General features: G+C 61.4%; 13 protein-coding genes. 6 read left to right on the top strand and 7 right to left on the bottom strand.

What is annotated here, in order from left to right:
- Positions 1-72: 72 nt before the first annotated feature.
- From rpoH to folE, 4 genes are all read right to left on the bottom strand, one after another.
- A complete protein-coding gene (gene rpoH / locus LH365_RS10880) occupies positions 73-939 on the bottom strand; it encodes an RNA polymerase sigma factor RpoH (protein WP_226745479.1) in 867 nt (288 codons plus the stop codon).
- A 239-nt stretch (positions 940-1,178) separates the two neighbouring features.
- Positions 1,179-2,198 (bottom strand): RluA family pseudouridine synthase, encoded by a 1,020-nt coding sequence (locus LH365_RS10875; protein ID WP_226743654.1) that lies wholly within the window; start codon positions 2,196-2,198, stop codon positions 1,179-1,181.
- Between the two features lie 96 nt (positions 2,199-2,294).
- A complete protein-coding gene (locus LH365_RS10870; RefSeq protein WP_226743653.1) occupies positions 2,295-2,732 on the bottom strand; it encodes a biopolymer transporter ExbD in 438 nt (145 codons plus the stop codon).
- 521 nt (positions 2,733-3,253) lie between these two features.
- Positions 3,254-3,946, bottom strand: a complete 693-nt coding sequence (gene folE, locus LH365_RS10865; protein WP_226743652.1) for a GTP cyclohydrolase I FolE — start codon at positions 3,944-3,946, stop codon at positions 3,254-3,256.
- A gap of 217 nt (positions 3,947-4,163) precedes the next feature.
- Between folE and cysS the strand changes: the two genes are divergently transcribed.
- The 6 genes from cysS to LH365_RS10835 all read left to right on the top strand — a co-directional run bounded on the left by cysS (position 4,164) and on the right by LH365_RS10835 (position 9,995).
- Positions 4,164-5,636 (top strand): cysteine--tRNA ligase, encoded by a 1,473-nt coding sequence (gene cysS, locus LH365_RS10860; protein ID WP_226743651.1) that lies wholly within the window; start codon positions 4,164-4,166, stop codon positions 5,634-5,636.
- A gap of 3 nt (positions 5,637-5,639) precedes the next feature.
- The gene (locus tag LH365_RS10855) at positions 5,640-6,077 is read left to right on the top strand and encodes an SRPBCC domain-containing protein (RefSeq protein WP_226743650.1); all 438 of its coding nucleotides are present in this window, start codon (positions 5,640-5,642) and stop codon (positions 6,075-6,077) included.
- A 121-nt stretch (positions 6,078-6,198) separates the two neighbouring features.
- Positions 6,199-6,618 (top strand): iron-sulfur cluster assembly scaffold protein, encoded by a 420-nt coding sequence (locus LH365_RS10850; protein ID WP_226743649.1) that lies wholly within the window; start codon positions 6,199-6,201, stop codon positions 6,616-6,618.
- Between the two features lie 63 nt (positions 6,619-6,681).
- On the top strand, positions 6,682-6,918 hold the full coding sequence (yidD, locus tag LH365_RS10845; RefSeq protein WP_226743648.1) for a membrane protein insertion efficiency factor YidD: 237 nt from the start codon (positions 6,682-6,684) through the stop codon (positions 6,916-6,918).
- A 140-nt stretch (positions 6,919-7,058) separates the two neighbouring features.
- Positions 7,059-8,981 carry a threonine--tRNA ligase gene (gene thrS, locus LH365_RS10840; protein ID WP_226743647.1) on the top strand — a complete coding sequence of 641 codons (1,923 nt, stop codon included), beginning with the start codon at positions 7,059-7,061 and terminating at the stop codon, positions 8,979-8,981.
- Positions 8,982-8,999: 18 nt separating this feature from the next.
- A complete protein-coding gene (locus LH365_RS10835) occupies positions 9,000-9,995 on the top strand; it encodes a glycosyltransferase family 2 protein (protein WP_226743646.1) in 996 nt (331 codons plus the stop codon).
- Positions 9,996-10,003: 8 nt separating this feature from the next.
- Here LH365_RS10835 and LH365_RS10830 read toward each other — a convergent pair whose 3' ends face one another.
- The 3 genes from LH365_RS10830 to LH365_RS10820 form a co-directional block, all read right to left on the bottom strand.
- Positions 10,004-10,939, bottom strand: a complete 936-nt coding sequence (locus LH365_RS10830; protein ID WP_226743645.1) for a GIN domain-containing protein — start codon at positions 10,937-10,939, stop codon at positions 10,004-10,006.
- Positions 10,940-11,093: 154 nt separating this feature from the next.
- A complete protein-coding gene (locus LH365_RS10825; protein WP_226743644.1) occupies positions 11,094-12,089 on the bottom strand; it encodes an alpha/beta hydrolase in 996 nt (331 codons plus the stop codon).
- A gap of 43 nt (positions 12,090-12,132) precedes the next feature.
- Complete coding sequence (locus LH365_RS10820; protein ID WP_226743643.1) at positions 12,133-12,531, bottom strand: YccF domain-containing protein; 399 nt, start codon at positions 12,529-12,531, stop codon at positions 12,133-12,135.
- Positions 12,532-12,607: the final 76 nt, after the last annotated feature.

Here is a 12,607-nt window from a genome sequence, read left to right as displayed (position 1 = left end):
GGAAGGGAACGCATACAGAAACGGCGGCCATGTTTAACATGACCGCCGTATCAAAAGTAAATGCGGCGACAGTCAAGCCTGGGCCGAAGCCATCATCGCCTTTTGCAGCTTTTCGAAGGCGCGGACCTCGATCTGACGCACGCGCTCGCGCGACACGCCGAAGCGTTCGGCCAGTTCTTCGAGCGTCGTCGGGTTTTCCTGAAGGCGGCGGGCCATGAGGATGGCGCGTTCGCGGTCGTTTAGTTCGCCCATGGCTTCTTCGAGCAGACTCATGCGCAGCTTGTACTCTTCGGAGTCGGCCAGCACGGTTTCCTGCGACGGCGTGGTGTCGTCGGCCAGCCAGTCCTGCCATTCCGAATCGCCTTCCGAAGCGCGCAGCGGCGCATTCAGCGACGAGTCGGGCGAGGACATGCGGCGGTTCATGCTGATGACGTCGTCGTTCGATACGCCCAGCTTGGTCGCGATCTGCTCGACCTGTTCGTGGCGCAGGTCGCCTTCTTCCAGGGCGCTGATCTCGGACTTCACCTTGCGCAGGTTGAAGAACAGCTTCTTCTGCGCGGCGGTGGTGCCCATCTTGACCAGCGACCACGAACGCAGGACGTATTCCTGAATCGCGGCCTTGATCCACCACATGGCGTAGGTGGCCAGACGGAATCCCTTGTCCGGGTCGAACTTCTTGACCGCCTGCATCAGGCCGACATTGCCTTCGGAGATCACTTCGCCGATCGGCAGGCCGTAGCCGCGATAGCCCATGGCGATCTTGGCCACCAGGCGCAGGTGCGAGGTGACGAGCCTGTGCGCGGCCTTGGGGTCGGCGTGCTCGGCCCAGCGCTTGGCCAGCATGAATTCCTCATCCTTGGCCAGCATCGGAAACTTGCGGATTTCCGACAGGTAACGGTTGAGGCCGCCGTCCGGTGACAGGACCGACGGATTAGGCATGCTTAAAGCATTCGAGCTAAGTGAGCTGGTGCTCATGATGGCGTCCCCTTCGGGCCTGTCCGAGGCCCCGGAAATAGATCCTGAGTAAGAATCCGGCATCGGCGTATCCCCTTTGGTCGTCAGCTTGTGGCTGCGGCTGTAGGACAGGCTTTTGTCTTCCTTTTCCATGTAGGTGCTCCGGACGGGAAAAAAAGACCCGGTAAAGAAATTATTTTATGCGGACCGGTTCAAAATTAAATCTACAACGATTTCAGCGCCGTGAGCAGGTCCGCCATGTCGGCAGGGAGGGGCGCCTCAAAGGCCAGTTTTTCCCCGGTCACGGGGTGTACGAAGCCCAGATGCGCCGCGTGCAGGGCCTGACGCGCAAATGATTGCTTTTTCAGCGCCTCGGCGACGGCCTTGTGCGGCGCACCCGAACCATAGACCGGATCGCCCAGACAGGGACAGCCCAGATAGGCCATGTGCACGCGAATTTGATGAGTCCGGCCGGTTTCCAGCGTGCAGCGCACGCGCGCCGCGGCAGGCTTGTCGCCGCTCCCCAAAGCCCCAAAGGCGTCGAGCGTGCGGTAGTGGGTGATGGCCTCACGCCCGCCGGAGCGCAAGACCGCCATCTTTTTACGGTCATGAGGCGAGCGGCCGATGCGCGTGGTGACGGTGCCGGCCGGGGCCCTGGGCGCGCCGCGCACCAGCGCTTCATAGGCGCGGTCGATGTCGTGGCGCGAAAAGAGATCGCTGAGGCCCCGGTGGGCGGCATCGGACTTGGCGGCGACCATGACGCCCGACGTATCCTTGTCGAGGCGGTGGACGATGCCGGGGCGCAGCACGCCGCCTATGCCCGATAACGAATCGCCGCAGTGGAACAGCAGGGCGTTGACCAGCGTGCCGTCCGCCGTGCCGGGGGCCGGGTGGGCGGCTATGCCGGCGGGTTTGTTGACCACGATCAGATGCGCGTCCTCGAACAGAACGTCCAGCAAGAGGTCCTGCGCTTCGGGTATGGCCGAGACGGGGGCGGGGACGAAAAGGTTGTAGAGGCCCGGTTTGGCCTTGTGTTTGCCGTCGCTGACCGTCTGACCGTCATGGCTGAGGCGGCCTTCGCTGATCAGGGCTTGAAGGCGCGCGCGCGACAGGTCGGGCAGGAGCGGCAGCAGCGCCCGGTCGAGCCGGTCGCCCGCCATCTCCGCCGTCAGGACAAGGTCGTGCGTCTCGCCATCCTGGTCGGCAAGGGGCAGATCGTCGTCGATGTCGTCGTCAGGCGTCATATAGGTCTCCCCCTCTCCCTCAAGGGAGAGGGTGAATAACAAAACACGCCGGAAGCGGGCTTCCGGCGTGTCGGATGGTCTGGCGTAAACCGAAAACTACTCGATGTCTTCGTTGATCAGGCCGATCTTGAAGAAGCCGTTGTCCTGCAGGACGTTCAGCACCGACATGAAGTCGTTATATTCGATGTCGGCGTCACCGCGAACCAGAACACGCTCATCGGTGGGGTTCGGCGATTCCAGAGCGACCGACAGATCCTGAGCCAGTGTGGCCAGCGAAGTCTTGTTGGCGCCGATGTACAGATCGTCCGGGCCCTGGATCGAGATGAAGACCGGATCCTTCGGCTTGTCGAGCGGTTGATCGCTTGGCACGGGGGGCGGCAGGTCAAGCTTGATCGACACGGTGGCCATCGGCGCGGACACCATGAAGATGATCAGCAGCACGAGCATGATGTCGACGAACGGCGTGACGTTGATTTCCGAATTCTGTTCGACGTTATAGCGAGAACCGCCGCCGCCACCGAGCTTAGCGCCCATGATGTAACTCCCTTAGAGCCTCGGACCGTTCCCAGCGGGAGGGGATGAGGCGTTAAACGACCGCCCGCCGGAAGCGGGGCGTAAAATTCAGAAACCGATTTAGGACAAAGCCCGCGCAAATGTAAAGAGGTTCGTTCACGCCGGATTACAATTTCTTCATGACGATTTTGCGAAACATGTCCGGACAAGCACAATCCAAAAAGTGGATACCGGTTTTTGGGAAAATTGTGCGTCCACTTAAAAGCACAATCCAAAAAGTGGATACCGGTTTTTGGGAAAATTGTGCGTCCACTTAAAAGCGCAATCCAAAAAGTGGGTACCGGTTTTTGGGAAAATTGTGCGGCCACTTAAAAGCACAATCCAAAAAGTGGATACCGGTTTTTGGGAAAATTGTGCGTCCACTTAAAAGCGCAATCCAAAAAGTGGGTACCGGTTTTTGGATAAATTGCGCGACCACTTAAAAGCGAACGCCCGGCGGCCTTGCGGGCACCGGGCGTTGAAAGGTCTGGAAATGAACGTCTTTACGACTGGCAGAAACGCATAAAGCGGTCTTGCAGGGCCAGATCGGTCTTGAAAACGCCGGTGAAACGCGTCGTGACCGTGGTGACGTTCTTGTGGTGGACGCCACGGGTGGTCATGCACTGATGCTCGGCATCGATCAGCACGGCCACGCCCAGCGGGGCCAGCGATTGTTCGATGGCGTCGGCAATCTGCTTGGTCAGGGTTTCCTGAGTCTGCAGACGCTTGGAGAAGATTTCGACCACACGCGCGATCTTGGAGATGCCCACCACCTTGGCGGTCGGCATGTAGGCGACATAAGCCTTGCCGAGGAACGACGCCATATGGTGTTCGCAGTGCGATTCGACGTCGATATGGCGCAGCATGACCATGTCGTCATAGCCCTGCACGTCTTCGAAGGTGCGCGACAGTTCCTTGGCCGGATCGGCCTGATAGCCGGAAAACCATTCGTCATAGGCTTCGACGACGCGCTTGGGCGTATCGATCAGGCCTTCGCGCGTGGGGTCGTCGCCGGCCCAGGCCAGAAGCGTGCGCACGGCGGCCATGGCCTCTTCCTTCGACGGACGCTCGACATTGAGGATTTCGGAAAAACCCTTGCTGCGCGTCTGAGCCAGATTCTGGGCCAGATTCTGAGACAGAGCCTGGGTCAGCGGGTCTTCGCTGTGCGGGCGGGAGGTCGGGTCGAGGCTATCCATACATATGTCTCCGGAGGGCCGAGTAGCGCCGGGACGATGGTCCCGGAATGACGCGTGGCATCCCTCTGCCGGGGTCACATACACACGACCCCTTGAAAGTTTGCAGGCGGTTTACGATCCTGCGCAGGATTTGGATTGCCTTTGATATAATCGCTTGGAAGCCAACCCTTGCCGCGTCTATATGGGGCAAACTTCACGGAGTTCAACAGAAATCGTCATGAAACTGCGACTCAGCGACACGCTCAAACGCGAAAAAGTGGAATTCATTCCGAAAAACCCGAAGCGCGTGACGATGTATGTCTGTGGACCGACGGTCTATAACTACGCCCATATCGGCAATGCGCGCCCGGTGGTGGTGTTCGACGTGCTGTTTCGTCTGCTGCGTCACCTCTATGGCGAAGAGGCGGTCGTCTATGCCCGCAACATCACCGATGTGGACGACAAGATCAATCAGAAGGCCATGGCCGAAGGCGTCGATATCGACGTCATCACCTCGAAATTCGCCGACATCTACAATGCCGACATGACGGCGCTGAACGCCCTGCCGCCGACGATCCAGCCCCGCGTGACGCAGAACATGAACGCCATCGTGGCGCAGATTGCGGCCCTGATCCGCAACGGTCACGCCTATGCGGCGGAGGGGCATGTGCTCTTCGACGTGGAATCGTACAAGGCCTATGGCTCGCTGTCGAACCGCTCGCTGGACGACATGATCGCCGGCGCGCGGGTCGAGGTCGCGCCTTATAAAAAGAACCCGCAGGACTTCGTGCTGTGGAAGCCGTCCAAGCCGGGGGAGCCGAAATGGCCGTCGCCCTGGGGTGAGGGGCGGCCCGGCTGGCATATCGAATGCTCGGCCATGATCGAGGCCAATCTGGGCCTGCCGATCGATATTCACGGTGGCGGGCACGATCTGATCTTCCCGCACCACGAAAACGAGATCGCGCAGGGGGTCTGCGCCCAACACGGCCATAGCCATCAGGAAGAGAGCTACGCCCGCTACTGGATGCACAACGGCTTCCTGACCATGGACGCCGAAAAGATGTCCAAGTCGCTGGGCAATGTGCAACTGGTGCATGAGTTGATCAAGGACTGGCCCGGCGAGGTGATCCGTCTGGCCCTGCTGTCGGCGCACTACCGCGCGCCGCTGGACTGGACCACGGACCTGCTGGTGCAGACGCGGAAGACGCTGGATCGTCTTTACGGCACTTTGCGCGAGGCTAAGCGTGTTATCGAAACTTACCCCCTACCTGATGGCTGGGAGATCAAGCGACACACTGTCGATGGAGCTTACATAAAGCCTCGTGACGACAGAATGGTTCGTATCCTCTGCGATGATTTGAATACCCCTCAAGCAATCGCGGATTTGTTCCTCTTGAGGGACATGTTGCGAGGGGAGTTTGAAGCGGCAGGCCCCATTGAGGAACGAGGCTTCCACACTAAAGCCTATATGGACTTATTGATTCAGTGTGGTGGGTTACTAGGTATCTTGCAAACTGATCCGGATGAATGGTTCCAAGGCGGGGCCGATGACGACCTGTCGGCCAAGGTCGAGGCGCTGCTGGTGGCCCGAAAGGACGCCCGCGCGGCGAAGAACTGGGCCGAGGCCGACCGCATCCGCGATGAACTGAACGCGCTGAATGTCGAGGTCATGGACGGCCCGACCGGCGCAACCTGGAAGTTGAAGGCGTAAGACATGGCTGTAAAAATCGAAAAGCGCGTCGGCATCCAGACTCCGGCCGATACGGTCTATGAAATCCTTGAGAATATAAATGCGTGGCCGGAGTGGTCGCCGATCCATAAGGCGGCCAGCGGCAAGCTGGGCTTCGGTGCGCCGGTCAGCTTCATGGAGCATTACGAGGGGTTGGGCGACTGGGAAATCAACGGCTTCGTCGCCGACTGGTCGCCGCTGTCGCACATCCATATCGGCGTGCCGAAGAAGTTTTACGAAGGCTCGCTGATCCGCTTCTACGAGATGAATATTCTCAATGACAGCGCCTGCGATTTTACCATCGGCGCGCAGTTTTCGGGCTTTCTGTCCGAGCGCGAGGGCAAGCGTTATCGCAAATATCTGCGCGAGGGCTTCGCCAAATTCGCCGAGGCCTTGAAGGCCAGGGCCGAAGGGGCGATATAGCTCAAAAACCCCCTCGCCCCTACGGGGAGAGGGTCGGGGTGAGGGGGCTTGGCCTCGGACTCCCCCTCACCCGGCGCTGACGCGCCACCCTCTCCCCGTAGGGGCGAGGGGGAGGAAGTGAATGATCGACGAACTCTATTCCCGTGAAATTCTCCGCCGCACGACGCAGCTCGAACATATCGGGCGGCTGGATGCGCCCGATGGCGCCGCCGATCGCGTGTCGAAGCTGTGCGGCTCGACCATCCATGTGGAGGTGAAGGTCGCCGACGGCGTTATCACCGATTTCGCGCAGGAGGTCGAGGCCTGCGCTCTGGGGCAGGCCTCCGCCGCCATCCTCAGCCAGAGCGTTATCGGCGCGCCTGTGACAGAGGTGATCGCGGCGCGCGATGCGATGAAGGCCATGCTTAAGGGCGGCGACTTTGCCTATCCGGAGCGTTTCGCCGACTTCGCCATCTTCAAATCGGTGAAGGACTTCCCGGCGCGCCACACCTCGACACTGCTGGCGCTGGAAGCCACGGTCGAGGCGGCGGGCAAGGCTTAAGGCCATTGATTTTGTGTCCAAAATGACTCAAGTCTCTGTTTTTCGCCAAAAAGGTATTGCCGCATGGGGCGTCTCTATGCCAAGGCCGTGAAGACAGGGCTCCGGGCCTATAAGCTCTCGCTGTCGCCCCTGATCGGGCAGGCCTGCCGCTTTGCGCCGACCTGTTCGGAATATACCGCGCAAGCCCTGATCGTGCATGGCCCTGTAAAAGGTTCATGGTTGGGGGTTAAACGTATCTGCCGGTGCCGTCCCGGCGGTGGTCACGGATACGATCCGGTGCCGCCGAAAGACGGCATTTAGAGTGCCGCGTATCTGGTCCGAAAACCGCTTCACACTTTTCGGGATACGCTTAAATAACTGCCGACGCCTGTCGTAGGGGCGCGGCCACATAAACGTCCTAGTCTGTAGTAGGGACAGGGCAAACTGAAAGAGTGACTGACATGATTGACCTGACGTTTCCCGATGGCGCCGTTCGTTCCTATGAACCGGGCGTCACCGGACGCACCATAGCGGAGGGTCTGTCCAAGTCTCTCGCCAAGAAGGCGGCGATGATCCGCCTCGACGGAGACCTCTACGATTTCGATCGCCCGATCGAGGCCAATGCCCGCATCGAAATCCTGACGCGTGACGATCCGGCCATGCTGGACGTCATCCGCCACGACACCGCCCACCTGCTGGCGCAGGCGGTGCAGGAACTGTTCCCCGGCACGCAGGTCACCATCGGTCCGGCCATCGAGGACGGCTTCTATTACGACTTCGCGCGCGACGAGCCGTTCAGCCTCGACGACCTGCCCAAGATCGAAAAGAAGATGAAGGAACTGGTCGACCGCGACGAGAAGATCGTGCGCGAGGTCTGGGACCGCAACGACGCCATCAAGCACTTCGAGGAGATCGGCGAATACTATAAGGCCGAGATCATCCGTGATCTGCCGGGCACCGAGACGATCACTGTCTACCGTCACGGCGAAAACTGGAAGGACCTGTGCCGCGGGCCGCACTTCCCGTCGTCGAAATTCGTCGGCAAGGCCTTCAAGCTGACCAAGCTGGCCGGGGCCTACTGGCGCGGCGACCACAATAATGCGCAGCTTCAGCGTATCTACGGCACGGCCTGGGCCTCCGAAGAAGACCTTCAGGCCTATCTCACACGCCTTGAGGAAGCCGAAAAGCGCGACCACCGCAAGCTGGGCCGTCAGATGAACCTCTTCCATATGCAGGAAGAAGGGCGCGGCATGGTCTTCTGGCACCCGCACGGCTGGACGCTGTGGCGGACGCTGGAGGCCTATATGCGCCGTCGTCTCGATGCCGCCGGCTATGTCGAGGTCAAGACGCCGCAGGTGCTGGACCGCACCTTCTGGGAAAAGTCCGGCCACTGGGACAAGTACCGCCCCAACATGTTCGTCTGTGAAACGGTCGAGGGCGAAACGCTCAGCCTCAAGCCGATGAACTGCCCCGGCCACGTGCAGATTTTCAAGGTCGGCCTGCGGTCGTACAAGGAACTGCCGATCCGTATGGCCGAGTTCGGGGCCTGTCATCGCTACGAACCGTCGGGTTCGCTGCACGGACTGATGCGCGTGCGCGGCTTCACGCAGGACGACGCCCACATCTTCTGCCGTGAAGACCAGATCGTCGAGGAGACGACGAAGTTCATCAGCCTGTGCCGTCAGGTCCATGCCGATCTGGGGATGCAGGCCGAGCATATCGCGCTGGCCACCCGCCCCGACGTCCGCGCCGGGTCTGACGCGTTCTGGGACAAGGCCGAGGCGCAAATGGCCGAGGCCGCCCGCGCCGCCGGCGTCGAGGCCGTCATTGCCGAGGGCGACGGGGCCTTCTATGCGCCCAAGCTCGACTTTATCGTGCGCGACGCCATTGGCCGCACCTGGACCTGCGGCACGATTCAGCTCGATTACGTGCTGCCCGAACGCCTCGGGGCCGAATATGTTGCCGAAGATGGCTCGCGCCAGCGTCCGGTGATGCTGCACCGGGCGATTCTGGGCTCGTTCGAGCGCTTTATCGGCATCATGATCGAGAACTATGGGGGTAAGTTCCCCCTGTGGCTGGCTCCCATACAAGTGGTAGTGGCGCCGATCACGTCAGATGCTAATGATTACGCGCAACAGGTCGCGGCAAAATTGCGCTCATCCGGACTCAGGGTTGACACGGACCTGCGCAACGAGAAGATTAACTACAAGATCCGCGAACATTCGCTGGCCAAGGTGCCGGTGATCGCGGTGGTCGGCCGCAAGGAGGCCGAGACCGGGGAAGTGGCCCTGCGTTATCTGGGCCAGGAGGGGCAGACGATTCTCAAGGTCGACGCCGCCGCCGAACAGTTGCGTACCGAAAGCCTGCCGCCTGATTTGAAATAAGTTTTTTAAAGCCGATCCATGCACCGCACACTTCCGCCGTCTATTCGTGATTTGCTTGACGCACAAAGGCTGGCGGCGGATGAGGCGGCGGTATTGGCGCCCGGAACGGACATCGTCCTGCCGGCGCGTGACACCCGCGGCGTGACGGTGGTCATTATCGCCTATCACTCCGGCCGGGTGCTGTTCGATTCGATCGAGCGGGTCCTGGCCGAGCCGTCGGTCAAGCAACTGATCCTCATCGATAATGGCTCGTCCGAGCGCACGGTCGAGCTTCTGCGCGAACTGGACGAATCCTATGAGCGCGTCCTGCTGGTGCAGGGACACGGCAATATCGGCTTTGCCCGCGCCGCCAATATGGGCGCGCAACTGGCCCATCAGCCGTGGATCGTCTTCCTCAACCCCGACGCCATACTGTGCGACGGCGCGGTCGACACCATGGTCGATACAGCCTTGAAGCATCCGCGTCCGTGCCTGGTGGGTGCGCGGGTGCTCAATCCGGACGGTACGGAACAGCGCGGCGCGCGCCGCGGCGAGGTGACGCCGGTGACGACGCTGGTCTCCCTGATGAAGTTGCCGAAATTTCTGCCCTTTCTGGACCGTTACGAAATCCACCGTGAGACCGACCCGCTGCCCGACGCGCCCTCGCCGGTGGCGACCGTCTCCGGGGCGTGCTTCTGCATCGCGCGCGCTGATTTCATCTCGGTCGGCGGTTTCGATACGCGCTTCTTCCTGCATGTCGAGGACGTCGATCTGTGCTGGCGCATTCGCAAGAGGGGCGGCGCTGTGCTCTTCCATCCCACGGCCGAGGTCGTGCACGAGGGCCATACTTCGCGCGTCGATCCGGTCTTTGTCGAGATGAACAAGGGGCTGGGGCTGGTCTATTATTTCCGCAAGCGCGCCGATACGGTGTGGCGCAAAGCCTATGTGCTGGCGCTGGCGCCGCTGATCGTCGGCGTGTCGGTCCTGCGCGCGGCGGTGCGTCAGAAGCTGCGTGACGCCGACGAATTCAGCTAAGGTAAGGCTCAGTGTCCGCCGATATTGACGTCGCCGGAGCCCAGGACTTTCTTCTGAACCGTTCCCGTGGCGCGGGCCACGAAGATATCGCCTGAGCCGACCACGGCGGCTTCGACCATGCGGGCCTCGCCGCCGAAATGCACGTCGCCCGATCCGGCCAGAGCGATCTTGAGCGTCGAGGCGCGGCCCTTGGCCACGGTCACGTCGCCCGACCCCGCCACGCTGATCTCCACCGGTCCGCTGACCGTGCCGATGCTGACGTCGCCCGACCCGGCGGTGGCGGCGGACAGGGTGCCGCTGACCGCACCGACGCCGACATCGCCCGACCCCGACTGCGACAGCTTCAGCGCGCGCACGGAGCCGATATGCACGTCGCCCGATCCGGCGCTGATGATCTCGCTGTCGCCGGCATTGGCACCCTGAATGTCGCCGGAGCCGGTGCTGAGCACGGTGAGATTGCCGCGCACCGGGCCGATAGTCCAGTCGCCGCAGCCGTGCAGGCTGAGCTTCAGGTTGCTCGCGTCGCTGACATTGCCATAGACCGCGCCGTGGCTGACGACTTCCAGATCCTGCGGCGCATAGACATAAACGGTCGGCAGGTCGGACAGGTTGACCTGTCCCATGCCGGCGACCTTGACCGTGGTGACGTTCTTGTCGCCCATGTTGAAGGCGAAGATGCTGGGGCCGCTGCCGCCGCACGACTGGCTGCGGCCGCCGACATTGCCGTTGACGACGACGCGGTCGCCCTGACGGCGCAGGGTCACCTGCGGCATGGTCTTCGCGCCGGATTTGATGCGCACATCCACGTCCTGACGCGACTGAGCCACCACCACCACGCGGGCGGCGAGGTTGTGCAGTTCGATGCGGTTTTCACCGGCCAGCGCCGCGCCCGGAAAGATCAGCGGCGTCAGCAGTATCAGGGAGGTGCAGACAAATACGCGCATGAACAAAGGATTCCACCAACCACAAGCCCGAAAAGCGGACCGTGTATGATCACAAATCCCGCAATAGTCGTTTCGGGTCAAATTAAACCTGAGTCATGAAAAGTATTTAACAAGGTTACAATTGACCCTGGGGTAAGTTGTGTATCAGGCATATTCAGGCGTAAAGCCCCTGCTGACGGGCGAAGTGCAGGAACAACCCGCTCCACGGCACGACCGGATTCAGAATGCCGAAACCGTGGCCGCCCTTGGGGAAGAGGTGGGTTTCGACCGGCACGCCGGCGGTTTTCAGCGCGGCGCGGAAGGCCAGCGTATTGTCGACCGGTACGGCGCCGTCGTCTTCGGCGTGCAGCAGGAAGGTCGGGGGCGTCTGGGCCGTGACGTGGTTTTCCGTCGAATAGCGAGCCGTTAGGTCTGCGTTGGCGTTCGCCCCGATCAGGTTGCCGCGCGAGCCGGCGTGGGTCAGGCCGGGCTTCATCGAGATGACGGCGTAGATAGGGGCGGAAATCGCCGGACGCGCGTCCTGCGTATCGATGATGTCGACAGCCGGATAGACCGGCGCGCCGTAGCCGGTGGCCAGCGAGGCGCACAGGTGTCCGCCGGCGCTGAAGCCCATGACCCCGACGCGCGCCGGATCGACCCGGTAATCCTTCGCCTTGACCTTGATCAGGCGCATGGCGCGCTGGGCGTCCATCAGCGGCACGTCCGAGGCGTCGGCCCAGCCTTCGGCGGGCAGGCGGTAATAGAGGACGAATACGGTGATGCCGGCCGCCGACAGCACGCGGCCGACATTGTGACCTTCGTGATCGACCGAGATATAGGTGTAGCCGCCGCCGGGAATCACCAGCATGGCCGCGCCATTGGGCTTTTCCGGACGATAGACGGCCAGTCGCGGACGCACGACGCCGTTGACCAGCCGGCGCGGCGGCGGGGTGGGCGAGGTCTTGACCACCTCGGCCAGATCGGCCTTGAGCAGGCCCGCCGGGCCGTTCGGCCACAGATCGATATATTCGGTCGTTTCCGCCGGCAGGACCGCGCCTTCGAGATTTTTCAGTTCTGCGGTTTGAGCCAGCGCGCCAGAAGCCGAAACTGTAGCCGAGGCGAGGCCCGCGCCAAGCCCTGCCGTCATCAGGGCGCGTCTATCCAAGTCCATGTGCGTCTCCGGAAACCGTTTTCCGGACATTTACAGGCCGGGATCAGGGCTTTTCAATGACGATTTTGCCGACCGGGGCCAGCGCCAGCCACGCGAGTTGCACGTTCTTGATGGCGAAAGGGATGCCGATGATCGAAATCGCCTGCGCCACGGCGAGAATCAGATGGCCCAGAGCGATGTACCAGCCGCCCAGAAGGATCCAGACGATGTTCATCAACATGCCTGCGCCGCCGGTGCCGGCATCGTTCTGACCGGTATGAATATCGCGATCGACGATAGTTTTTCCGAAGGGAAAAAAGCTGAAACCAGCGATGCGGAAGGCCGCGCCGGCCCAAGGCAGACCGATGATGGTGATGGCCAGCAGGCACCCGCCCAGGCACCAGGCCAGGCCGGCCAGAAAGCCGCCGAAGACGAACCACAGGATGTTCAGCATAAGAGTCATTCAGGTCTTTCCGTTGGGTGAGCAGCCAAAAACACGACGCTTTTTGATAACAATGTTTTCATTTTAATTATAAAGG

This window comes from Asticcacaulis sp. AND118, from assembly GCF_020535245.1.
In the GTDB taxonomy this organism is placed as follows: Bacteria; Pseudomonadota; Alphaproteobacteria; order Caulobacterales; family Caulobacteraceae; genus Asticcacaulis.
Note: the sequence above shows the minus strand (reverse complement) of the source record. Positions and strands in the feature narration are given on the sequence as shown.